The sequence below is a fragment of the Amycolatopsis sp. NBC_00345 genome (assembly GCF_036116635.1).
Classification (GTDB): domain Bacteria; phylum Actinomycetota; class Actinomycetes; order Mycobacteriales; family Pseudonocardiaceae; genus Amycolatopsis.
This window is the reverse complement of sequence record NZ_CP107995.1, coordinates 1,344,958-1,368,431: the sequence shown is the minus strand read 5'-3', so window position 1 is coordinate 1,368,431 and position 23,474 is coordinate 1,344,958. Positions and strand designations below refer to the sequence as shown.

At 72.0% G+C, this 23,474-nt stretch carries 16 protein-coding genes; 12 read left to right on the top strand and 4 right to left on the bottom strand.

From position 1 onward, the window contains the following. Positions 1 to 112: 112 nt before the first annotated feature. From OG943_RS06215 to OG943_RS06195, 5 genes are all read left to right on the top strand, one after another. Positions 113 to 1,744 (top strand): ABC transporter substrate-binding protein, encoded by a 1,632-nt coding sequence (locus OG943_RS06215; protein ID WP_328608718.1) that lies wholly within the window; start codon positions 113 to 115, stop codon positions 1,742 to 1,744. Between the two features lie 3 nt (positions 1,745 to 1,747). Next, entirely contained in the window at positions 1,748 to 2,704 is a 957-nt protein-coding gene (locus tag OG943_RS06210; RefSeq protein ID WP_328608717.1) for an ABC transporter permease, read from the top strand. Beyond that, the gene (locus OG943_RS06205) at positions 2,701 to 3,573 is read left to right on the top strand and encodes an ABC transporter permease (protein WP_328608716.1); all 873 of its coding nucleotides are present in this window, start codon (positions 2,701 to 2,703) and stop codon (positions 3,571 to 3,573) included. Before OG943_RS06210 ends, OG943_RS06205 begins: the two co-directional genes overlap by 4 nt. Positions 3,574 to 3,584: 11 nt before the next feature. Then, a complete protein-coding gene (locus OG943_RS06200; RefSeq protein WP_328608715.1) occupies positions 3,585 to 5,219 on the top strand; it encodes an ABC transporter ATP-binding protein in 1,635 nt (544 codons plus the stop codon). A gap of 173 nt (positions 5,220 to 5,392) precedes the next feature. After that, positions 5,393 to 6,526, top strand: coding sequence for an FAD-dependent oxidoreductase (locus OG943_RS06195; RefSeq protein ID WP_328608714.1), 1,134 nt, complete (start codon positions 5,393 to 5,395; stop codon positions 6,524 to 6,526). A gap of 5 nt (positions 6,527 to 6,531) precedes the next feature. On the opposite strand, the gene OG943_RS06190 is transcribed toward OG943_RS06195, so the two are convergent. The 3 genes from OG943_RS06190 to OG943_RS06180 form a co-directional block, all read right to left on the bottom strand. Then, on the bottom strand, positions 6,532 to 10,203 hold the full coding sequence (locus OG943_RS06190; protein ID WP_328608713.1) for a discoidin domain-containing protein: 3,672 nt from the start codon (positions 10,201 to 10,203) through the stop codon (positions 6,532 to 6,534). 259 nt (positions 10,204 to 10,462) lie between these two features. After that, positions 10,463 to 11,455, bottom strand: a complete 993-nt coding sequence (locus OG943_RS06185; RefSeq protein ID WP_328608712.1) for an alpha/beta hydrolase — start codon at positions 11,453 to 11,455, stop codon at positions 10,463 to 10,465. Positions 11,456 to 11,564: 109 nt separating this feature from the next. Continuing rightward, positions 11,565 to 12,446 carry an AraC family transcriptional regulator gene (locus OG943_RS06180; protein ID WP_328608711.1) on the bottom strand — a complete coding sequence of 294 codons (882 nt, stop codon included), beginning with the start codon at positions 12,444 to 12,446 and terminating at the stop codon, positions 11,565 to 11,567. A 183-nt stretch (positions 12,447 to 12,629) separates the two neighbouring features. Between OG943_RS06180 and OG943_RS06175 the strand changes: the two genes are divergently transcribed. The 4 genes from OG943_RS06175 (at position 12,630) to OG943_RS06160 (ending at position 19,708) form a co-directional block, all read left to right on the top strand. Then, complete coding sequence (locus OG943_RS06175) at positions 12,630 to 13,685, top strand: aldo/keto reductase (RefSeq protein WP_328608710.1); 1,056 nt, start codon at positions 12,630 to 12,632, stop codon at positions 13,683 to 13,685. 230 nt (positions 13,686 to 13,915) lie between these two features. Beyond that, positions 13,916 to 15,808: an alpha-L-fucosidase gene (locus tag OG943_RS06170; RefSeq protein ID WP_328608709.1), complete on the top strand. Its 1,893-nt coding sequence runs from the start codon at positions 13,916 to 13,918 to the stop codon at positions 15,806 to 15,808. A 15-nt stretch (positions 15,809 to 15,823) separates the two neighbouring features. Then, positions 15,824 to 17,797 (top strand): beta-N-acetylhexosaminidase family protein, encoded by a 1,974-nt coding sequence (locus OG943_RS06165; protein ID WP_328608708.1) that lies wholly within the window; start codon positions 15,824 to 15,826, stop codon positions 17,795 to 17,797. Positions 17,798 to 17,830: 33 nt separating this feature from the next. Further along, on the top strand, positions 17,831 to 19,708 hold the full coding sequence (locus OG943_RS06160; protein ID WP_328608707.1) for a glycoside hydrolase family 35 protein: 1,878 nt from the start codon (positions 17,831 to 17,833) through the stop codon (positions 19,706 to 19,708). Positions 19,709 to 19,742: 34 nt separating this feature from the next. Here OG943_RS06160 and OG943_RS06155 read toward each other — a convergent pair whose 3' ends face one another. After that, the gene (locus OG943_RS06155) at positions 19,743 to 20,687 is read right to left on the bottom strand and encodes a GNAT family N-acetyltransferase (RefSeq protein WP_328608706.1); all 945 of its coding nucleotides are present in this window, start codon (positions 20,685 to 20,687) and stop codon (positions 19,743 to 19,745) included. Between the two features lie 126 nt (positions 20,688 to 20,813). Between OG943_RS06155 and OG943_RS06150 the strand changes: the two genes are divergently transcribed. The 3 genes from OG943_RS06150 (at position 20,814) to OG943_RS06140 (ending at position 23,406) form a co-directional block, all read left to right on the top strand. Beyond that, positions 20,814 to 22,016 (top strand): DUF6745 domain-containing protein, encoded by a 1,203-nt coding sequence (locus tag OG943_RS06150; RefSeq protein WP_328608705.1) that lies wholly within the window; start codon positions 20,814 to 20,816, stop codon positions 22,014 to 22,016. 26 nt (positions 22,017 to 22,042) lie between these two features. After that, complete coding sequence (locus OG943_RS06145) at positions 22,043 to 22,492, top strand: hypothetical protein (RefSeq protein WP_328608704.1); 450 nt, start codon at positions 22,043 to 22,045, stop codon at positions 22,490 to 22,492. Between the two features lie 86 nt (positions 22,493 to 22,578). Continuing rightward, positions 22,579 to 23,406 (top strand): peptidoglycan-binding domain-containing protein, encoded by an 828-nt coding sequence (locus OG943_RS06140; protein WP_328608703.1) that lies wholly within the window; start codon positions 22,579 to 22,581, stop codon positions 23,404 to 23,406. Positions 23,407 to 23,474 lie beyond the last annotated feature (68 nt).

Here is a 23,474-nt window from a genome sequence, read left to right as displayed (position 1 = left end):
GACCGAAATCCCCGGCCCGCTGTTTTTCCTGCCATTTAAACTCATAACAATATTAACACGGATTAACGCCAGGGAAACGACGTCGGGGAAAAACCGCCGTAGTTTGTTCGCCATGTCCCCCCGGTCCTTTTACGCGGCACTAGCCGTGCTGGTGGCGGCGACGCTGACGGCCTGCGTGCCCGTGCAGCACGTGAGCGGTCGCAGCGAGCACCACAACGACTTCGGCACCCCGGTCGGCGACCAGCGGGTGGCGGACGGGGGCGAGCTGGTGATGGGCCTGTCCTCCGAGCCCGACCGCCTCGACCCGACCACGTCCAGTTCGCTCTACACGCGCTACGTGATGAGCACGATCTGCGAGAAGCTCTACGACATCGACTCGAGCAGCGCCGTCGTCCCGCAGCTGGCGACCGCGCTGCCCACGGTCTCCCCCGACGGCCTCACCGTCACCATCGGAGTCCGCACCGGGATCGTGTTCGCCGACGGCACGCCGTTCGACGCGAAGGCGGTCGCGACCAGCCTGCAGCGGCACCTCACGCTCAAGACTTCCCAGCGCGCCAGCGAAATGGGACCGGTCAAGAGCATCGAGGCACCCGACGCGAGCCACGTGGTGCTGCACTACAAACGCCCGTTCGCGCCGATCACCGCCGCGCTCGCCGACCGCGCGGGCATGATCATGTCGCCCGCCGCACTGGCGAAGGAGGGCGACGGCTTCGGCGACCACCCGGTGTGCGTCGGGCCGTTCAAGTTCGTCGAGCGCGTGCCGCAGACCTCGATCACCGTGACCCGCGACCCGCTCTACTACGACGCGAAGAACGTGCACCTGGACAAGATCACCTACCGGATCATGTCCGACGCCAACATCCGCGCCGCGAACCTGCGCTCCGGCGACGTCCAGGTCGCCGACACCATCTCGCCCCAGGACGTGGACGCGCTGGCCAAGGACCCCGGCCTCAAGGTGCTGCAGGCGCCGTCGCTGGGCTACCAGGGCGTCACGCTCAACACCGGCAACGTCGACGGCGTCGGCAAGCCCACCAAGCCGATCGACACGCCGCTCGCGAAGGACCCGCGTGTCCGCCTGGCGTTCTCCCTCGCGATCGACCGGCAGACACTGGTGGACACGGTGTTCAACAACTGGTTCGACCCGGCCTGCTCCCCCGTCGCGCCGCAGACGCCGTACGCCTCGGCCGCCGCGAACGCCTGTCCCGCCTTCGATCCCGCGAAGGCCCGTCAACTCCTGCACGAGGCTGGGGTGCCCATCCCCTACCCCGTCTCGATGCAGGTCTCAAACGCCCAGGACCAGCTCCGGTACGCGCAGGCGCTGCAGGCGAGCGTCGCCGAGGGCGGGTTCGACCTGAAGATCGTGCCGGTCGAGTACTCGACGCTGCTGGACGTGCAGAAGCGCGGCACGTTCGAGGCGCTGATGCTCGGCTGGTCCGGCCGCATCGACCCGGACGCCAACACCGCCCGGTTCCTCTCCACCGGCGCGGGCGGCAACTACGGCGGGTTCAACTCGTCCACATTGGACAACCTGCTCGGCGCCGCCTCGCGCAGCATCGACGTCAAGGCCCGCGCCGCGCTGTACGGGCAGGCCGTGCAGCTGATCCAGCAGCAGAACCCGATCGTCTACACCTACCGCCTGCGCAACCTGACCGTGCGGTCCACGCGGGTCGCGGGCGTCGAGGTGTACTCCGACGGCGTGGTGCGGCTCGGCAAGGCCGCGTACCTGCTGAACCAGGAGGGCTGAGCCGTGCTGCGCCACCTGTTCCACCGTCTCTGGCAGTCCGCGCTGACGCTGGTGCTCGCGTCGGTCGTGGTGTTCCTCGGGGTGCGGGCGCTGCCCGGCGACCCGGCGACGGCGATGGCGGGCGAGGAGGCCGACCCCGCGGCCATCGCGGCGGTGCGCGCCCAGCTCGGCCTGGACGACCCGCTGCCCGTGCAGTACTTCAAGTTCGTCACCCGCGCGCTGACCGGCGACTTCGGCAAGTCCGTCCGGACCGGGACGCCGGTGCGCGAGATGATCGGCGCGACGCTGCCGGTGACCGTGCAGCTCGCGGTGTTCGCGATGGTCATCGCGGTGCTCGCGGGCATGGCCGGGGGTGTCGTCGCGGCGGTGTCGCGCGGCCGCTGGCCGGAATGGGCCGCGAACGGCTTCTCGCTGCTCGCCCTGTCGATCCCGACGTTCTGGCTCGGCATCCTCGCCGTGCTCTATTTGTCGGTCCAGCTGGGCTGGTTCCCGGCCTCCGGCTACGTTTCGCCGTTCGAACAGCCGTTACGCGGGCTCTACTACCTCACGCTGCCCGCGGTGATCCTCGGCCTCGCACACGCCGCGGTGGTGCAGCGCCAGACGCGCTCGTCGATGGTGGAGACGCTGACCGCCGACTTCGTCCGCACCGCGCGGGCGAAGGGCCTCGGCCGGGGCGCGGTGGTCTTCCGTTACGCGCTGCGCAACAGCCTCATCGTGGTCACCACCATCGTCGGGCTCCAGCTCGGCGGGCTGATCGCGGGCGCGGTGGTGACCGAGCGGATCTTCAGCCTGCCCGGCATCGGGAAGCTCACCCTCGACTCGGTGTTCACCCGCGACTACCCGGTGATCCAGGCCGTGGTCCTGGTGATCACCTGCGCCTACATCGTGATCAACCTGGTCGTCGACTTCCTCTACACCGTCATCGACCCACGTATGCGCATCTCCGGGAGGACCCGATGACGATCGACGCCGGCACCCCCGCTCCCCTGGCCCGGGTCCGCGGGCGCACGCTGGGCCGGCTGGTGCGGAACCCGATGGGCGTGGCCGGCGGGGTGCTGCTGCTGATCGTGCTGGTCGCCGGGGTGTTCGCGCCGCTGCTGGCGCCGTACGCGCCGGCCGAGGTGCACTTCTCGACGCCGTTCCAGCAGCCCGGCACCGTCGGCTTCGGGCTGGGCACCGACGACCTCGGCCGCGACATCCTGTCCCGCGTGCTCTACGGGACCCGCGCCTCGCTCGAAGTCGGCGCGCTGTCGGTGCTGCTCGCGGTGGTCGTCGGCGTACCGCTCGGGTTGCTGTCGGGGTACTGGCGGTGGCTGGACGCGATCGTCTCCCGGCTGGCGGACCTGATGCTGGCCTTCCCGTTCCTGATCCTCGCCGTCGGCCTGGCCGCGATCAACGGCGGCGGGCTGGCCAACGCGGCGGTCGCGCTGGGCATCGCGCAGATCCCGACCATGGTCCGGGTGGTGCGGGCGGACACGTTGCGGCTCAAGGAAACCGACTTCGTGCTGGCCGCGCACACGATGCACGCCGGGCCGTGGCGGATCCTCGGCCAGCACGTGCTGCCGAACGCGCTGTCGGTGATCATCGTGCAGGCCACCGTGATCATGCCGGCGGCGGTGCTGGGCGAGGCGATCCTGTCGTTCCTCGGCCTGGGCATCCAGCCGCCCGACCCGAGCCTGGGCATCATGCTGTCGGACGCCCAGCAGTACCTGTTCCGCACGCCGTGGCCCGGCATCTTCCCCGGCATCGCGCTCGCCGTGATCTGCCTGGGCTTCAACCTGTTCGGCGACGCCCTGCGCGACGCGCTCGACCCGAAGACCAGCCGGTGAAGGGGACCGCGATGACCGAACCGCTGCTGGAGATCAACGACCTCGAAGTGTCCTTCGGGGACACTCCCGCGGTGCGCGGGGTGAGCCTGAGCGTGGCGCCGGGCGAGCGCGTCGCCGTCGTCGGCCAGTCCGGCTCCGGGAAGTCCACCACCGCGCACGCGGTGATGGGCCTGCTGCCCGGGTCCGGCCACGTCACCGGCGGCACGATCCGCTGGCGTGGCGAGGACATCACGCACGCCGGCGAGAACCGGCTGCGGCGGCTGCGCGGGCGCGAGGTCGGGCTGGTGCCGCAGGACCCGATGTCGAACCTCAACCCGGTTTCGCGGGTCGGCCGCCAGGTCGCGGAAACCCTGGTGGCGCACCGGATCTGCGGACGCCGGGAGGCCTGGGCGCGGGCCGTGGAGCTGCTCGGGCAGGCCGGGCTGAACGAGCCGGCCCGCCGGGCGCGGCAGTACCCGCACGAGTTCTCCGGCGGCATGCGCCAGCGCGTGCTGATCGCGATCGGCCTCGCCTGCCGGCCGGACCTGCTGATCGCCGACGAGCCGACGTCCGCGCTCGACGTCACCGTGCAGCGGCAGATCCTCGACCACCTCGACGAGCTGACCCGCGAGCTGGGCACGGCGCTGCTGCTGGTCACCCACGACCTGGGCCTGGCGGCGGACCGGGCCGACCGGGTCGTGGTGATGTCCGAGGGCGAGATCGTGGAAACCGGCCCCGCGCGGCAGGTCCTGACCGCGCCGCGGGAGGACTACACCCGACGGCTGGTGGCCGCCGCGCCGTCGCTCGGTGCTCCCAAGAGCACCGCGGCCAAGAACATCGCGGCGTCGTCAGCGTCGTCAGTGGCCTCGGTGGCCTCGGTGCCGGAGACGGTGCTCGAAGTGGAGCACGTGTCCAAGGAATACCGGGTCCGGGGCCGTGGCGGGGTGCTGCGCGCGGTGGACGACGTGTCGTTCACCGTCGAGCGTGGGCGCACCACCGCGATCGTCGGCGAGTCCGGTTCGGGCAAGACCACCACCGCGCGGATGGTGCTGGGCCTGGTGCCCGCGACCGGCGGCCGGATCCGGCTCGACGGCGCCGAGGTGGCCGGGCTGCGCGGCGCGCGGCTGCGGGCGGCGCGGCGGGCCATGCAGCCGGTGTTCCAGGACCCGTACGCCTCGCTCGATCCGATGTGGACGGTCGAGCGGATCGTCACCGAGCCGTTGCGCACCTTCGGCGTCGGCGACCGCGCCTCGCGGCGGGTGCGGGTGGCGGAGCTGCTGGACCAGGTCGCGCTGCCGGCCGCGCTCGCGCAGCGGTACCCGAACGAGCTGTCCGGCGGGCAGCGCCAGCGGGTCGCGATCGCCCGCGCGCTGGCGCCCGGCCCGCGCCTGGTCGTGTGCGACGAGGCGGTGTCCGCGCTGGACGTCCTGGTGCAGGACCAGATCCTCGGCCTGCTCTCCTCGCTGCAGCGGGAGCTGGGGCTGAGCTACCTGTTCATCTCGCACGACCTCGCCGTGGTCCGCTCGCTGGCCCACGACGTGCTGGTGATGAAGGACGGCCGGGTCGTCGAGCAGGGCCCGGTGGACGAGGTCCTCACCGCGCCCGCCGATCCCTACACCCGGCAGCTGCTGGCCGCGGTGCCGGGCGCCGCGGCCTTCGCCGGCTGACACCGGCCCTGCCCCACGGACGAGAGAGTCCGTCAAGGCCTCCTTACCCGCGTGCTACGCGGGTAAGGAGGCCTTGACGGCCTTTGCCCCGGGCACTCGCGGCTTGACAGGATTGGAACGGCGCTCCATCATGGGTTCTGGAACGACATTCCATAGACCTTGAGGAGCCCACCATGAAGACCCCAGTCACGATCATCGGCGCCGGGCTCGGCGGCCTCGTCCTGGCCCGCGTTCTGCACGTCCACGACATCCCGGTCACCGTCTACGAGGCGGAGCCCTCACCGAAGGCGCGCTCGCAGGGCGGGATGCTCGACATCCACGAAGACAACGGCCAGCCGGCTCTCGCGGCGGCCGGCCTGACCGGCGAATTCCGCAGCCTGATCCTGGAGGGCCGCCAGGCGACGCGGGTCCTCAGCCCGGACGGGACCGTCCTGCTCGACGAACCCGACGACGACAGCGGCGGGCGGCCCGAGGTGCAACGCGGCGAGCTGCGGCAGACCCTGCTCGACTCGCTCCCGGCCGGCACCGTCCGGTGGGACCACAAGGTCAGCGGCGTGCGCGCCCTCAGTGAGGGCCGTCACGAAGTGACCTTCGCCAACGGCACCACGGTCACCACGAGCCTGCTCGTCGGCGCGGACGGCGCGTGGTCCCGCGTCCGGCCGCTGCTGTCGGACGCCGTCCCCGAGTACAGCGGCATGTCCTACGTCGAGACCTACCTGTTCGACTCCGACACCCGTCATCCCGCCGCGGCGAAAGCGGCCGGCGGCGGGTCACTGATGGCGCCCGCACCGGGCACGGGGATCATGGCCCACCGCGAGCGCGGCGACACCCTGCACACCTACGTGGCGCTCACCAAGCCGCTGGACTGGTTCGCCGGCATCGACTTCACCGACACCGCCGCGGCCATCGCCCGGATCGCGCGGGAATTCGACGGCTGGGCCCCGGAAGTCACCGCGCTGATCACCGAAACCGACGTCGCGCCGATCCTGCGCCCCCTCTACACGCTGCCGATCGAGCACCGGTGGGAGCGCGCGGCGGGGGTGACCCTGGTCGGCGACGCCGCGCACCTCGCGCCGCCGAACGGCGAGGGCGCCAACCTCGCCATGCTCGACGGGGCCGAACTCGGCCAGGCACTGGCCGCGCACCCGGACGACCCCGAGGCCGCCCTCGCCGAGTACGAGCGGGCCATGTTCCCCCGCAGCGCCGCGGCCGCCGCCGACGGCGCCGAACTCCACGAACTCATGTTCGGCGACGGCTCGCCCCAGAGCATCACGGCCCTGCTCACCGGAGGCACGCTGCCCCAGTAAACACTTCAAACCAGCTGTGACGGCACGTTGTAGGCCTCGACCCGCAGCCGCGGGTGGTCGACCGGGCGGCGCGGGTCGACGGTGATCGTGCGGCTTTCCCCTGGCAGCAGCCAGAAGTAGTTGTCGCCGTACAGGGTCGGCAGCACCCGGTCCGTCCCATTGCGCTCCCGCAGTGACAGCCGGACCATCGCGGCGGCCGTCCGGCCGGTGTTGCGGACGGTCGTGGTGTAGCCGCCCCGGCCGGTCGCCCGCAGGTCGGCCGAAAGCCGGGTCCGGGCGAGCTGGTTGAGGCCCTGCATCGCCGTGTCCGTGCGATAGCGCCAGTAGGTGTTCTCCGAGGTCACCGCGCCGCCGGCGTCGGTCATGGTCAGCCGCAGCAGGTGCAGCGCGGGCTGGTCGGCGCCGAACGGCACGGTGAACGCCGGAGCCGTCGAAATCGGGGCGACGTCGACCTTCCGCACCGACGGCGCGCCCAGGCTCTGCCCGTCGAGGCCGTGCAGCTGCGCGGTGACGGTCGCCCCGGTCAGCGCGCCCGGCGTGTGGTTGACCGCGATCACCTGCCACGTCGAGAGGTCGGCCTGGACGTGGCGGGCCTCGCAGCCCTTGCGCGAGCCGTAGTAGCTGCCGTTGACGTCGAGGTCGTAGTCGTAGGTCTGCCAGACCGTGCTGTGCCACGCGGGATGCGACATCCACAGCAGCACACCGGTGGCGTCGTTCCACAGCTTGGAATTCCACGCCTCGAAGATCGCGCGCATGCTCTCGTAGTTGACGAACTGTGCCTTGCGGGAGAACTCCTCGAGGCTCGTCGACGGCGCGAGCCGGGCGTCGATCGCGGCCAGATAGGTCTGCGGCGACTGGTTCCCGTTCGCGGACCAGTCGTGCAGGAACCACGGCGCGTCGATCGGCCAGCCCGGGTCGTCCTTCCCGACCAGGTTGCGCATGCTCTCCGCCACCGACACCGTCGGCAGGCCGATCTCGCTCCAGAAGCCGGATTTCCCGCCGGTCGCCTCGCCGGTGAAGTACTGCTTCGGGTCGAGCCAGCGGTACGGGCCGTCACCGGTGATCACGCCGCCCGCGGAGTTGCTCTGGTACAGCAAGTCGGTGTTACGCGTGACGATGTCGCGCAGCGCCTGGTCGATCACGGTCGGCGGGTTGCCCTCGTTGCAGCCGAACCAGATCGTGGCGCACGCGTGGTGGCGGTAGCGCAGCACGGTGTCCTCGGCCTGCGCCAGGTAGACGTCGTGGTTGGCCGGGTCGGTGGACCAGCCGTCCCAGAACTCGTTCCACAGCAGGATGCCGTACCGGTCGCAGGCGGCGAACAGCTCCTCGCGGTAGGACGAGCCGACCCAGTTGCGGATCAGGGTGAAGTTCATGTCGCGGTGCATCGCGACGACCGCATCCATCCGCTCGGCCGGCATCCGGCGCAGCAGCTCGTCCCAGCCCCAGCTGCCGCCGCGGATGAAGACCTTGACCCCGTTGACGAGAATGGTCAGCGGCTTGGCCGAGTTGTCGACCGAAGCGGCGTCGGTCCAGGTCGTCCCGTCCGGGGAGACCTGGATCTTGAACGTCGCGGCGTAGGCGGTCTCCCAGGTCAGCACCACCTGGTCGAACGCGGTCGCGGCGCCGAGGTCGACCTGGATCCACTCGCCGTCCTGGTACGCCGAGGTCCAGCGGGTCTGCGGGTCGCCGTCCACGGCGTTGGCGGGCGGGTTCCCGTCGGCCAACGAGGACGAGGTCGCGGTCTTGCCCCGCGCGAGGTCGGTGCCCGGCGTCTTGCTGTCCACAACGGACAGTGTCCACAGCGAGAAGCCCCAGCCGGTGGCGCGCTGGCCGCCCTGCATCCGGACGTAGCGGGCGTTCTGCGCGCCGACGTCGACCTTCTGCTCGGCCCGGCCGTCGGTGATCACGATCGGCTGGTCGTATTGATAGCCGATCTGTCGGAGGCCGAACTGCAGCGTCTTCCGGTCGCTGACCGCCTGGCCGATCTTCGCGGTCAGGGTGAGGTCGTGCAGGGCCGGGTCGCCGTAGCCGTTGGGCCACCACAGTTTCGGGTTCTTCAGCCGCAGCTGCGGGAACGCGGCCGGGGCGAACACGGCGACGGTCTCCTGGCCGGCCGCGACGGTGACGGCGGTGCTCACCCGGACGCCGTCGAACTCCGCGGTGACCTGCACCCGCTGGGCGGCCCCGCCGGCGTTGCGCACCGGCACCGAGATCGTGACCTCGGCGGTGCCGGTGCCCGGAAGGTCCGGCAGCACGGTGTCCACGCGGGCGTCGCCGAGCACCGCGGCGCCGGTGGAGCGCAGGCGGACGTGGTTCCAGATGCCCGACGCGCGGTCGCGGACGGCGGGCATCCAGTCCCAGCCGGACACCGCGAGGTAGGTCGGCGAATTGGCGAACATCGTCGTGCCCGCGTCCACAAAGGACTGACCGGCCGGCCCCTTGTCGCCGGGGCTGCCCGGGTACGGCATCGGCGAGATCTTCACCGCCAGCGCCTGGTCGCCGGAGCGTCGCAGCGCCCCGGTGACGTCCAGCGCCGCCCGGCCGAAGGGGTGGGCCAGGTTCCCGGCGTGGGTGCCGTTGAGCCAGATGTCGGCCTCGTGGTTGACCCCGTCGAACTCCAGCCACACGTGCCGGCCCGCGCCGGTGTCCAGGCCGCGTGGCACGGCGAACCGGCGCCGGTACCACCAGGCGTGCCGGGACAGCGCCTCCGGCACGTGCAGGGTGCCCATCCCCGCCACCGGGTCCGGCAGCTGTCCCTGCTCGACCAGCGAGGCCAGCACCGTGCCCGGCACCGTGGCGGGCAGCCAGCCGCGGGTGTCGACATCGGGACCCGACAGCACCGCGCCGTCGGCGCTGGGCGCCCAGTCCTGCATGGTGAGGGACCAGCCCGATTCGAGCGGTACGGTGCCGTCGGCCGCCACGCTCAGCGCGGGCGGGTCGTCCCGGTCGCGCACCGGCCAGCTGGTCCAGCCGTGCACCGCCGGACGCGCGTCGCGGCTGCTGCCGTAAACCTGGAAACCGTTGAGCCCCAACGGGTTGGTCGTGGATAGGCGGGACGCCGACAGCCGCACCCAGCGCGCGGTGACGGCGGGGGCCAGCGGCACCGTCAGCACTCCCCCGGTGCCGGAATCGGTGTGGTGGACCGTGCGCCAGGACTTCCCGTCGGTGGAGACGTCGAGGTCGAGCGCGACCGCGTAACTCGACAGGATCTCGGTGCCCTTGGTGTTGGTCCGGGTGCCGGTCTCATCGAAGGCCGGGTCACCGGGCCGGGCCTCGAAGGTCAGCACCACCGAGCTGATCTGGCAGCTCCCCTGCAGGTCGACGATGATCCACGGCCCGCCGCCCGGCGCGGCGCGCCAGCCGGAGCCGGCCACGCCGACCTGCGCGAGGCCGTCCACCGCGAACTCGGCCGGGGTGGCGGCGTAGTCGGTCGAGGACACCTGGACCGGGCGGAACAGGGCGAGGTCGGTCGCGCCGGAGCCGCCCGCCGCCAGGCCGTCGGCGCCCGTGACCGCGGTGGGCGCCGTGGCGGCCAAGGCGACGCCGGGCAGCACGGCCGCCAGCCCGAACCCGGCCAGCAGACCGGTTCCGGCGGACAGGACGTGCCGGCGGGACAGCGCGGGCTCAGCCGGCTCCGTCTGTTCCGGGTCCGGTCCGTCGCCGTGGTCGTGCGCCATGGGGGCTCCGTTCGCTCAGCGGCAGCCGCCCGGCCGCGGCCCTCTGGCGAGGCGTCGGCACCGACGACTGACAACGTTGCCAGGAAGCTTCCGCCGCCGCCCGCGAGCAGGTCAAGAAGACAAGGGAGACAAGAATCGGCCACGCTGACATCGATGTCGCGCGGTCACACGCTGAAGAAGACCAGCAGCCCGTAGATCACCGCGGCGACGATCACGACCCCGAGGACCAACGCGACATACGCCAGCACTCGGCCCACACTCACGCCGCACTCCGCTCGGTGAGGAAGTCCAGTGTCATCCGGAAGAACTCGTTCGACTCGGGGTGGGAGAAGTCGAACTGGTACTCGTGGCCGAGCCCGGCGCCGGTGTAGAACCGGCTCCGCACCTCGACGCCGGCGCGCTGGAGCGCGGTGACCATCTCGTGCCCCTGTCCTTCGAACGGATCCTGGTCGCCCACCGTGAGCAGGGTGGCCGGGTACGCATTCGTCACCTGACCCGTGGCCGAGAGCTGCGGCAGCCGCGGGTCGTCCGGCCAGTCCCGGCGGCCCAGGTAGGACCAGGTGAACGTCTGCAGGGCCGGGAACCCGCTGTCGCCGACCGTTTTCATGTCGTACAGCCCGCAGAACAGCAGCGCGCCGCGCAGGGACGCGGCCGGCAGCCCGGGCGTGAGCCGCATGGCCGAGGCCAGCGCGGGATTCGTGACGAGCGCGGCGGTCTGGCTCGCGATCTGGGCGCCCGCGGAGTCGCCGCCCACGAACACCTTCGCCGGGTCCCCGCCGTACTCGCCGGCGTGGGCCGCGAGCTGCCGCAGCGCCGCGTTGGCCTGCTGAACCGGTGCGGGGTAACGGGTTCCGGGGGCGAGCGAGTAGTCAAGGCTGGCCACGACGTAACCGTTCGCCGCGAGCATCACCGCGTAGTCGCCGACCGCTTCCTTGCTGCCCGAGATGAACCCGCCGCCGTGGATCCACAGGATCATCGGCAGCGGCGCGCCGGAGCGCTCCTTCGGGGCGTAGACGTCGAGCTTCGCCTCCGGGGCGCCGTCGACCGGCACCGCGACGTCGCGGACCGCCGACACCTTCGCCGCCAGCTCGCCGTACCCCGGCGGCGGGTTCACCGCGGGCTTCAGCTCGAACAGCGCCTTCACGATCGCCGCGCCGGGCTGCACCGAAACGGCGTTGACCAGGAACGGCACGCCCACGGCGACGACCACGGCCACCGCGGCGGTCAGCAGCCGCCGGTTCCTCACCCGCACGAAGCAACTCCCTGGGAACGGACGACCGGATTTCAATACCCAGTATTACTCGGTTTTGAAGTCCGCGGCCACGCCAGGTGCGCCGCCTCACCTGATCGTGCGCGGGCGGTCAGGAGCCGGTCCGCATCCGCACGGCGTCGCGGCCGGGGGTGAGGCCGAACGCCCGGCGGTACTCCCGCGTGAACTGGGACTGGCTGTCGTAGCCGACGAGGTGGCCGACCTCCGCCATGCTGCGCGGCCGGGCCGCCAGCCGCGCGCGGGCCTCCTGCAGGCGGATCTGCTTCTGGAACTGGATCGGCGTCATCGACGTGGTGGCGCGGAAATGCCGGTGGAAGGTCGACGCGCTCATCCCCGCGAGCCGCGCGAGGTCGGCGACGTGCACGGGCTCGTCGTAGTGCTCCCGCAGCCAGCGGATCGCGCGGGCCACGTGCGCGAGGCCGCCGTCGGCGAGGCCGATCCGGCGCACCAGCCCGCCCTGCTCGCCGGTGAGCAGCCGCCAGTGGATCTCCCGCGCCAGGCCGGGCCCGAGCACGCGGAGGTCGTCAGGGTTCCCGGCGGCGCGCAGCAGCCGGACGACCGGGTCCAGCAGGTCCGCGGTCGCGTCGCCGATCACCAGGCCGCCGAACGCGGGCGCGGGCGGGGCGGCGGCCGTCTCGAGCAGCAGCGACGCGATGAGCGCGGGCCGGAGCGTCAGGCTGAACACGAGCAGCGGCTCGGCCGGGCTCGCCGCCATGGCCTGGCCGATCACCGGCAGGTCGACCGGGACGACGACGTACTGGCCCGCGCGGTAGTCGTACGGCGTGCCGTTGAGCACCGTGCGCTTGACGCCCTGGCCCACCACGGCGAGCGAAGGCTCGGACATCACCGCGATCGGTTCCGTGCGCTCGCTGGCGAAGGTGACCGACGCGTCGTCCGTGATCCGCCGCTTGCGCAACGTGCCGCGCCCCGTGTGCCGCGTGATCAGCTCCCGCAGCTCGTCGAGGAGATCCACTCGATGAGCCAAGCACGGCGCCGGGCGCCGCGGCAAGGCGCCATCCCGACAGCAGAGTCCGGCGGCACGATCCCGGCAAGGTCGCGACGATCGTGCCAAACGGCGCCACGATGTGCCTACCGGTCCGGGGCCGCCGCTGGTGCGATCGGGGGACCAATCCCCGGCGAAAGCGAGCGGAACCCGATGGACTACCGGAACCTGGGCGCCACCGGCGTCAAGGTCAGCCCCCTGTGCCTGGGCACGATGATGCTCGGCGCGTGGGGCAACCCCGATCACGAAGACTCGACCCGGATCGTGCACGCGGCGCTGGCCGCGGGGATCAACTTCGTCGACACCGCCGACGTCTACTCCAACGGAGAGTCGGAACGGATCGTCGGCAAGGCACTGGCCGGGCGCCGCGACTCCGTCGTGCTGGCCACCAAGGTGAACTCCCCGATGGGCGCGGACCCCAACGAGCGGGGCAGCTCGCGGCGCTGGATCCTGCGCGCCTGCGAGGACAGCCTGCGCCGGCTGGGCACCGACTACCTCGACCTGTACCAGGTGCACCGGCCCGATCCGGACACCGCCGTCGACGAGACGCTCGGCGCGCTGACCGACCTGGTGCGCCAGGGAAAGGTCCGGTACCTCGGCTCGTCGACGTTCCCGCCCGCGGCGATCGTGCAGGCGCAGTGGACCGCCGAGCGCCGGGGCCGCGAGCGGTTCGTGTGCGAGCAGCCGCCGTACTCGCTGCTGACGCGCAGCGTCGAGAACGAGGTCCTGCCCACCTGCGCCGAGCACAAGCTGGGGGTGCTGGCCTGGAGCCCGCTGGCGGGCGGGTGGCTTTCCGGCCGGTGGCGCACCGGGGCGGCCGAGCTGACCAGCCGGCGCACAGAGAAGATGCCGCACCCGACCACCCACGCCCACTACGACCTGTCCGTGCCCGGCAACCAGGCCAAGCTCGACGCCGCCACCGCGCTGGCCGAGCTGGCGGACGAGGCCGGGCTGCCGCTGATCCACCTGGCGCTGGCGTTCGTGGTGCGGCACCCGGCCGTCACCTCGGCCGTGATCGGGCCCCGCACCCTGGCGCACCTGGACAGCCAGCTGGGCGCGGCCGACGTGACCCTCGACGAGGCCGTGCTCGACCGCATCGACGAGATCGTGGCGCCGGGCACCGACCTGAACCCGGCCGACACCGGCTACCACTCCCCCGCGCTCGCCGACGCCTGGCGACGGCGCCGTCCCGTCCACAGTGGACGGTGAGCGTCGGTGATCTGACCAATGCCGGTTCCGAGGGCTGATCGTCACCCGTCTGCCGCAGCGCTGACCCCACCGGCGAAAACCTGACCAGCGAACGGAATCGATCCACCGATCGGCATCCGGGCGACGGTCGCCGGTCTCAGCCACTCAGGTCTAGACATCCGACGGATTCCCGACCTAGTGTGCGAAAGATTCACCAGGCACGGGGCTGCGGGGACCGTCAGGAGGGGCCGATGCCGATCTCGACGCGCCGAGGGCCGCTGGTTCTGAGCGTGCTGGCGCTGGCCGCGCTCGGGCTGAGCAGCCCACCGGCCGCGGCCACCCCGGCTGGGTGCACCGGCTCGATCCGGCCCGCCGCCATCATCCCCGTGCAGCCGTGCGACGGCATGGACCGGATCCTGGCCAAGGCCGCCGCCGTCGTGCCGCGCGCGGGGCAGCTGGCGTGGCAGCAGCGGCCGGTCACCGGGTTCACGCACTTCGGCATGAACACCTTCACCGACCGGGAGTGGGGCTCGGGCGCCGAGCGGGAGTCGACGTTCGCGCCGCAGCGGGCCGGCACGGACCAGTGGATGCGCTCGATGAAGGCGGCCGGCATCACGCAGGTGATGCTGACCGTCAAGCACCACGACGGTTTTGTGCTCTACCCGACCCGCTATTCGAACCACTCGGTGATCGCCAGCCCGTGGTGGATCCAGGGCTGTGCCGGGGACGACCCGGCGCGCACCGCCGCGCAGCAGGCCAGGACGCAGGACCCGTCGGCCTTCTGGCAGGTCCGCGCCACCGGCTGCGCCAACCCGCGCGGCGACCTCCTGCGCGACTACGTGGACTCCGCCCGCGCGGCCGGGCTGAAGGTCGGCGTTTACCTCTCCCCCGCGGACGGCGCCGAGCTGCCCGCGTCGTTCTTCGCCAAGGAAGTCCAGCGGATCGAGGCGAAGGTCGCCGCCGGGCAGCAGCTGTCGATCGAGGAGCAGGCGACCTACGAGGACCGCGCCTTCGCCCCGTCGGGACAGGGCCGGTACGGCTCGGGCAGCGCGGTCACCGAGCGCACCGTCCCGAGCCTGGTGCCGGGTGACGACCGCGCCGCCGCGCTCGCGGCCGGCCGGCTGCCCCGGTTCACCGTCCGCGAGGACGACTACAACAGCTACTACCTCAACCAGCTGTACGAGCTGTTCACCCAGTACGGGCCGATCGACGAGCTGTGGCTCGACGGCGCGAACCCCTGGCGGGACAACGGGATCAGCGAGGACTACGACTTCACCACGTGGTTCCGGATGATCCACGCCCTCTCGCCGGACACGGTCACCTTCGCCGGTCCCGCCGGCGTCCGCTGGGTCGGCAACGAGTCCGGCCAGGCGCGGGAGACGGAGTGGAGCCCGCTGCCGACGTCCGGCGATCCGAACACGGCCCACAACGAGGAGCTGTTCATCGGCGGGGCGACCACCGACGACCTCGGCTCGCGCCAGGTGCTCGCCGACCCGTCCGTGCGCTACCTGCAGTGGGCGCCCGCGGAGTCCGACGTTTCGCTGCGTCCGGGCTGGTTCTTCCACGCGAGCGAACAGCCGAAGACCGCGGCGCAACTGGTCGACATCTACCGGCGAACGGCCGGGCGCAACTCGTCGCTGCTGCTGAACGTGCCGCCCGCCAAGGACGGAACCGTGCCGCCCGAGGACAGCGCCGCGCTCGCGGGCTTCGGCGCTTCGGTGGCGGCGACCCAGGCCGTGAACCTCGCGAAACCCGGGCCGGGCGACCGGCCGGCACCGGGAGTCGACGCGGTGACCGACGATGCGCTCACCACCTCGTGGTCCCCGCCCCGCGGCGCGCGGGAGGGCACGCTCGACCTGCCGCTGCCGGGACCCACGACGTTCGACCAGATCCGCCTCGGCGAGGACGTCAGCCGCGGCCAGCACATCGAAGGCGCCACCGTCCAGGCCGAGGTCGACGGGGCCTGGCGGACGGTCGCGACCGTGACCACCGTCGGCTACACCCGCCTGGTCACGCTGCCGGCGCCGGTGACCGCCGACCGCGTCCGGATTGTCCTCACGCAGGCGCGGGCCACCCCGTACCTGGCGACCGTCGCCCTCTACCGCACCGTGCCCCCGTTACCCCCCTACCCCCCGCCCGGCTAACGCAAGGGATCTCCCATGCCTGTCCCCACCAGGATGCGTCTCCATCTGCTCGCCGCCGTTGTCGTGGCCGGCGCCACCGCCTCGTCACTGGCCATCGGCGCGACGCCGGCCGCCGCGGCCGTCCCCTCCGCCGCACTGCCCTCAGCCGCGCTGCCCCCGGTATCGCCGACGCCGCAGTCCTTGACGCGCGGCTCCGCGGACGTGCGGGTGCCCGGCTCGGCCGTGCTCGTCGTCGACGGCGCCACCGACCCGGCGGCGAAGGACCTGCTCACGACGTTGCTCCAGCAGCACGGCGCCCGCTCGATCACCACGGTCGCGCCCGGGCAGCCCACCGGCCACGGCCGGCTGGTGGTCCGCCTCGGCGGCGCGGACCGGCCGGACATCGTCACCGCGCTGGGCTCCGTGACCGTGCCGGACCAGGCGGAGGGGTACGCGCTGCGCTCGCCGAAGTCCGCCGAACTGGCCGTCGGCGGCCGGGACGCGGCCGGGCAGTACTACGGCGTGCAGACGCTGCGCCAGCTGTTCGTGCGGTCCGGCCGGGGCTGGGCCGTGAGCGGCGCCGCCGTGCGGGACTGGCCGAACATGGCGTTGCGCGGCTCTATCGAGGGGTTCTACGGACCGCCGTGGACCACCGCAGACCGGCTGCGGCAGATCGGCTTCCTCAGTGAGGTCAAGGCGAATTCCTATGTCTACAGCGCGAAGGACGACGCGTACCTGCGCTCGCGCTGGCGTGACCCGTACCCGGCCGACCAACTGGCCACGCTCGGTCAGCTCGTGCAGGCCGCCGAAAGCCAGCACGTCGACTTCACGTACGCGCTTTCGCCCGGCGTCTCGATCTGCTTCTCCTCGCCCACCGACCTCGCCGCGGTGACCGCGAAACTCCAGTCGGTCTACGACCTCGGCGTCCGGTCGTTCTCCATGCCCTTCGACGACATCTCGTACACGAGGTGGAACTGCGACGCCGACCAGGCGGCGTACGGCGCCCCCGGCCAGGCCGCCGCGGGCAAGGCGCAGGTGGCGCTGCTCAACACCGTCACCGAGCAGTTCATCAAGACCCACGACGGGGCGCGGCCGCTGCAGACCGTGCCGACCGAGTACAGCGACCTCGCGGACTCGCCGTACAAGACCGAGCTGCGGGAGCACCTGGACCCGTCGGTGGTGGTGCAGTGGACCGGCACCGCCGTGGTGCCGTCCAGCATCACCAACGAGCAGGCCAAGCAGGTGTCCACATTGTACGGACGCAAGGTGTTCCTCTGGGACAACTACCCGGTGAACGACTACGAGGAGTCCGCCGGACGGCTGCTGCTCGCGCCGTACGGGCACCGTGAGGCCGGTCTTTCCCAGTACCTCAACGGGATCGTGTCGAACCCGATGAACCAGGAGGCGGCCAGCGAGATCGCCGAATTCGGCGTCGCGGACTTCGCCTGGAACGACGCGGCCTACTCGCCGGACCGCTCGTGGCCGCTGGCACTCAGCCGGCTCGCCGGCGGCGACCCGCGGGCCAGCGCGGCGATGCTGGTGTTCGCCGACCTGGAGCACCTGGCGCCGGCGTCCGCGCCCACCCCGTGGCAGCCGCAGGCGCCCGCGCTCGCCGCGAAGACGGCGTCGTTCTGGCAACGCTGGGACGCCGGTGACCGCGACGGCGCGGCGCGCGCGCTGCGGCCCTACGCCCAGCAGATCAAGGACGCCGCGGCCGTCATCCGCGGCGGCCGGGTCGTCCCCGCGTTCGTCGACGAGGCCAAGCCCTGGCTGGACGCCACCGTGCTGTGGGGCGGCGCCATGGCCGACCAGCTCGACGCGCTCGTCGCTTCGGCCCACGGCGACACCGCGACCGCCCAGCGGCTCACCGCGTCCGCGGATGCCCTGACCACGCAGGCGACAGCGGTCAAGACCGGCAACACCAACCCCTGGGGCGTCCGGCAGGCCCTGGTCGGCGACGGGGTGCTGGACGCGTTCATCGCCAAGGCCCGCGCCGCGACCGTCGGCTGAAACCCCCGCCCGGAACGGAAGGTCCCGCGTCCCATGAGTCCAGTCAGCAGGAGGAGTTTCCTCGCCGCGGCCACCACCGGGCTGGGCAGCACGGTGGTGGGCAGCACGGTGTTGGGTAGCACGGTGTTGGGTAGCACCGTGTTCGCCGGTCCGGCCGGAGCGCAGGGACGGCGAGGGCTCAGCGTCTCCGGCGAGCGGTTCCTGCTGGACGGCAAGCCGTTCCAGATCGTCTCCGGCGCGATCCACTACTTCCGGATTCACCCGGACCAGTGGCGCGACCGGCTGGAGCGGCTGCGGGCGCTGGGCCTGAACACCGTCGAGACCTACGTGGCGTGGAACTTCCACCAGCCGACACCGGGCGCGCCGGACTTCACCGGCTGGCGCGACCTGCCTCGGTTCATCCGCCTCGCGGGCGAGCTGGGCCTGCGGGTGATCGTGCGGCCCAGCCCGTACATCTGCGCGGAGTGGGAGTTCGGCGGGCTGCCGTCGTGGCTGCTCGCCGACCGGGAGCTGGAGCTGCGCTGCCAGGACCCGGCGTACCTCAGGGCCGTCGACGCCTGGTACGACCACCTCGTGCCGCGGCTCGCGCCGCTGGAGGCCCAGCACGGCGGGCCGGTCATCGCCGCGCAGATCGAAAACGAGTACGGCAGCTACGGCAACGACACCGGCTACCTCGCGCACCTGCGTGACGGGTTGCGGGCCCGCGGGATGGACAGCCTGCTGTTCGTCGCCGACGGCGCGTCCGAGTTCTTCATGCGGTTCGGCTCGCTGCCGGGCACGCTGGAGGTCGGCACCGGCGACGGCGACCCGAAGCCGAGCATCGACGCGCTGAAGAAGTTCCAGCCCGGAAAGCCGGTGATGATGGCGGAGTTCTGGGACGGCTGGTTCGACCACTGGGGCGAGCCGCACCACACGCGCGACCCGGCGCAGATGGCAGGTTACGTCGACACCCTGCTCGCCACCGGCGCGTCGGTGAACCTGTACATGGCCTGTGGCGGCACCAACTTCGGTTTCACCAGCGGCGCCAACACCTCCGGCGCCACCTACCAGCCGACGGTCACCAGCTACGACTACGACTCCCCGGTCGGCGAGGCCGGCGACCTCGGCGCCAAGTTCACCGCGCTGCGCGACGTGATCGGCAAGTACACGAAGGTGCCCGGCGGCCCGCTCCCCGGACGTTCGCCTCGGCTGCCCGCCCAAACGGTGCGGCCGGACGCGACCGCGTCACTGCTCGGCTCGCTGGACGCGCTGTCACGGCCGGTGCGCTCGGCGAACCCGAAGCCGATGGAGAGCGTCGGCCAGTCGACCGGCCTGATCCACTACCGGACAACGGTGCAGGGCCCGCACTCCGGCACGCTGGGCATCCACGGGCTCGCCGACCGGGCGCTGGTTTTCGCCGGTGGCAACGAGATCGGGGTGCTCGATCGCAATTCACCGGACGGCACCGTCGCGCTGACCTTCGAGGAGCCGGAGAACCAGCTGGACATCCTGGTCGACGCGATGGGCCGGGTGAACTACGGCCCGTACCTGGCCGACCGCAAGGGCATCGACGGCTGGGTCGCGATGAACACGCAGCAGAAGCTGTTCGGCTGGGAGATCCGGCCGTTGCCGCTGGACGACCTGTCCCGGCTCGTGTTCACCACGGACGCCCCGGGCCCCGGGCCGTCCTTCCACCGCGCCACGGCGACCGTCGGCGAGCCCGCGGACGGGTTCGTCGCGCTGCCGGGCTGGGAGAAGGGCATCGTCTGGCTCAACGGGTTCAACCTCGGACGCTACTGGAAGGTTGGTCCACAACGGACTCTTTACGCGCCGAAGCCACTGTGGCGTAAGGGAGCGAACGAGATCATCGTCCTGGAGCTGCACCAGCCGGGCACCACGATCGAGATCGGGCCGGAGGCCCAGCTCGGCTGAGGTGTCTGCTCCAGCCGGACTCAGGGATTTTTGATCAGTCGTTTTTGATCAATGGAGCGTCCCGCGACAACTCCCGGAACCCGACGCTGTAGTACAGCCCGCGCGCCTTGGGATGCCCCGGTGCCCCCAGGCATGCGACCGTCATCTGCGTGGCCCCGGCCGCCTTCACCAGGTGCATCCCGTGCAGCAGCATCGCCCGGCCCAGCCCCTGCCGCCGGTAGTCCGGACGCGTGCCGACCGGCTCGAACTCGGCGGTCTTGTTCACTTCGTCGAGCCACATGATCGTCGAGCTCGCCATCGTCCCGTCCGGCGCCTCCACCAGGAGGTGCAGGTCGTCGCGGTACCCCGGCGTCCGCCGGACGCCCTGGTAACTCTCGGCCGTGTAAGCCGAGCGAGGCCAGGCGTCCAGGTGAGCCCGGACCGCGGCCGCCGGCCCGGCCTCGCCGGCGGTGCGGAACCGGAATCCGTCCGGCAGCACCGGCGGTTCCAGGTCGGTGAGGTCCCGCTCGTTGAGCTGGGTCCAGGACCCCGTGTCGCCGAGCTCGGCCAGGTCGGGCTCGTAACCGTGCGCCGCCCACCGATTCAGGCCGAACTCGTCGGCGGCGCTCGGCACCACCGTGCGCTCGAGGCCCGCCGCGGTGTCGTCGTACCAGCCGATCACCTCGTCGACCAGCCCGGCGTGATCGGGATGGACCTGATACGCGAGATAGGCGCCGGTGATGTCCTGCACCGAACCGTCGCTGCGCCGCACCTGGCGCGGAAGCTGGGCCCAGCCCCAGGCCACCAGCTCCCCGCCGGAGAACCACAACCGGCGCGGCCGGCTCTCGCCGTCACTCGCGTGCCCCTTGCCCCAGTTCCAGCCCAGCCCGCCGAACGAGGCGTCCGCGTTCACCAGGTCCAGGCGCGCGGCGGCGACCCGCTGCGCCAGGCCCTGCATGAGCCGCAGGTCCGCGGCGGTCACCACCTCGACGTCGGTCATGGTGTGCCACTGTGCCAAAGCCCCGCGAAGCCGTCCAACCGTTTTCTTCGGGCCGTTGCCAACAGAGTCCCCGGCCTGTCATGATCGGGGTATGTCTGATGGAAAGGGCGTGTCCGCCCTCGCGCTGTGACCGCGCCTCGCGGGCCGGGTGCCCGCGCTTCTCTTGACCGAAAACCCCCTGAGCAAGAATCTCTTGACCGGGAACGCTGGTTCCGTGCCGTCGGCCTGAGAGCCGAATGGCTGGGGCACGCGCTGTCCTGCGCGCCCGCGGACCGGGCGGCGGCCGAGGCCGCGACAGTCTCGCTCTACGCGCTGCACCACCGTCCGCCGCCGCGGTTCGTCTGGGTCGGTTCTCCCGCCGCGGCCAGGAGGCACCTGCCGCCGGACCCGGTGTTGTCCACCACCGCCCCGGTGCCGCTGGAGAGCCGGATCGCCGGTGCACTGTGGACGTTGCGGCGACGGCTGGAACGCCACCTCGACGTCGACCGCGACGGGTTCGGCCGGCGGCTGGAGGAGCCGGCCGAACCGTTGACAGCCCTGCGTTCCGGCACTCCCCTGCGCACCGTCCTGGACGCCGGTGTGCACGGGGCGCTCCGGCAGAGCGTGCACGAGTCCGTGGCCGGGCTGATCCGGGCCGCGCTGCCCGCGCGGCCCCGGTTCGGCTGGTACGGCCAGCAGGAAGCGCACTGGATCGCGCACTACGACATCCACCGCCGGCTGGGCGCGCGGTTCAGCGCGTCCGACACCGCGCACCTCGGGCTGTGGGCCGCATTGGCCCGGTCCTGCGGCTGGTGGTGGCCGCGCGAAGACGTCTGCGTGCTGTCCGACCGTCCACAAGAGATCCACACCGAGCCGATCGCCGGCGGCGCGTACGGCGAAATCCGGCTGCACAACGCGGAAGGGCCCGCCGTGCTCTTCCGCGACGGCTGGTCGTGCTACGCCTGGCATGGCACAGCCGTGCCGCCATGGGTGATCGAATCCCCGACCGCCGAGCGCATCACCGAGGAGCGCAACACCGAGGTCCGCCGGTGCGCGATCGAGCGGATCGGCTGGCCGGAGTTCATCGCGCAGGCCGGGCTCTCGCTCGTGGCCCGGGCGCCGGACCCGGGCAACCCCGGCGCCGAACTGCTGCTCTACGACGCGCCGTACCGGCAGAAAGGCGCGTCCGCCCGGCTGTTACTGGCGGTCAACGGCTCCCAGGAACGCGACGGCACCCGCCGCCGCTACGGGCTGCACGTCCCGCCGTGGTTCGACGACGCGCTCGACGCCGCCGGCTGGTCGTACGGGCTCACCGGAGCCCAGTACGCCGGCCTTCTCCGCCGTACCTGACCCTTCTCCCACCCAAGGTGACCACAATGGACCTCGCGCAACTGCTCGACCGGACCGGCCTCGACGTACTGGACCACCTCGAACGCCAGACCACCGTCCCCGTGCTCGACGGGCTCCAGGCGCAGGGCGACCTCATCGTCGTGCCGCTGGCGCTCGTCGCGAACACGGTCCGGGCCATGGCGGGCGGCTACGGGGAGCCCGTCCCGCCCGGCGGCATCGAACTCGTCCGCGGCGTCGCGGGCAACAACCCGCACACACTCGTCGCCGACCCGGGCACCTGCCGGTGGACGCCCGACCTGCACGACCCGCTGCGGCTCGGCATCGCCGTCTTCGAGAACACCGCGCCGGCGTACCTGATCCACCCCGAGCACGGCGGCAGCGGCGTCGCGCCGGGGCGGTGGCTGGTGCGCCGCCAGCAGGAGCGCGGCACCGGCCGCACCGGCTTGCTGGGACGCCGGGTGCTGGTTGCCGACTGAGCGCCGGCCGAGTGCCGTTTGTACGTCCCTTGTATCCGGTTCCGTGATCCTCCAGCCGTAGCAGAACACGGATCAGGAGGACAGGGATGCGCACGAAAGTCGCCGTACTGACGGCACTCATCGCACTCACCGTGGCGGCGCCGGCCCAAGCCGGTGCCGCCACCACGGCACTGCCCGCGGTGAGCATGGAAGCCGTGCTCAAGGCCGCCCAGATCGACCCGCGCCGCGCCGACTCGACGCAGACGCCGGGCGCGCACGACGGCGTCCTGCTCGTCGAACAGGCCCTCAACGCCAAGGGCCTGCTGGACCCCAAGTACGTCGACGGGTACTTCGGCACCACGACCATCACGGCCTACTCGCAGTACCAGAAGTCCCTCGGCTACACCGGAATCGACGCCTCGGGACTGCCGGGCAAGACGTCGCTGGAGAAGCTCGGCGCCAGCCGCTTCACCGTCACCGCCGTGATCTCCGCCGGCAGCCACGTCACCTACCACGGGGTCACGCTGAACGCCCGCACCAAGGCGATGCTGGTCGCCGCGGAGGGGCTGCTCGGCTCTCAGGTCGGCCTCACGCAGGGCTCCTACAACCCGGGCGGGGTCGACGCTTCGGCGGGCACGCACGACGGCGGCGGCGCGTTCGACGTCTCCGTGGCGGGCCTGTCCGCCGCGGCCCGCACGAACATCGCGAAGAACCTGCGCAAGGTCGGCTTCGCCGCCTGGGTCCGCACCCCGTCCCAGGGCGACTGGGGTTACCACGTGCACGCGATCGCGCTGTCCGACCCGGACCTGTCCTCCGGCGCCCAGCACCAGGCCGGCGACTACTACCTGGGGTACAACGGCCTGGCCGACCACGGCGCCGACGACGGCCCGGCGGTCACCCCGAAGCTGACCTGGGAGGAGTACCAGCGCGGCTGATCCCGACGCCGCCCGGCCCCGGCCCGAGGCGGAGGCCACCACAGCGGATGTCCGGAGCACCGTCTACA

Bases quoted from the DNA above. Each gene is read 5' to 3' on its own strand.
- OG943_RS06215 (WP_328608718.1), top strand. From the start codon at position 113: ATGTCCCCCCGGTCCTTTTACGCGGCACTAGCCGTGCTGGTGGCGGCG.
- OG943_RS06170 (WP_328608709.1), top strand. From the start codon at position 13,916: ATGCCGATCTCGACGCGCCGAGGGCCGCTGGTTCTGAGCGTGCTGGCG.
- OG943_RS06140 (WP_328608703.1), top strand. From the start codon at position 22,579: ATGCGCACGAAAGTCGCCGTACTGACGGCACTCATCGCACTCACCGTG.
- OG943_RS06205 (WP_328608716.1), top strand. From the start codon at position 2,701: ATGACGATCGACGCCGGCACCCCCGCTCCCCTGGCCCGGGTCCGCGGG.
- OG943_RS06200 (WP_328608715.1), top strand. From the start codon at position 3,585: ATGACCGAACCGCTGCTGGAGATCAACGACCTCGAAGTGTCCTTCGGG.
- OG943_RS06195 (WP_328608714.1), top strand. From the start codon at position 5,393: ATGAAGACCCCAGTCACGATCATCGGCGCCGGGCTCGGCGGCCTCGTC.
- OG943_RS06145 (WP_328608704.1), top strand. From the start codon at position 22,043: ATGGACCTCGCGCAACTGCTCGACCGGACCGGCCTCGACGTACTGGAC.
- OG943_RS06175 (WP_328608710.1), top strand. From the start codon at position 12,630: ATGGACTACCGGAACCTGGGCGCCACCGGCGTCAAGGTCAGCCCCCTG.
- OG943_RS06190 (WP_328608713.1), bottom strand. From the start codon at position 10,203: ATGGCGCACGACCACGGCGACGGACCGGACCCGGAACAGACGGAGCCG.
- OG943_RS06165 (WP_328608708.1), top strand. From the start codon at position 15,824: ATGCCTGTCCCCACCAGGATGCGTCTCCATCTGCTCGCCGCCGTTGTC.
- OG943_RS06160 (WP_328608707.1), top strand. From the start codon at position 17,831: ATGAGTCCAGTCAGCAGGAGGAGTTTCCTCGCCGCGGCCACCACCGGG.
- OG943_RS06155 (WP_328608706.1), bottom strand. From the start codon at position 20,687: ATGACCGACGTCGAGGTGGTGACCGCCGCGGACCTGCGGCTCATGCAG.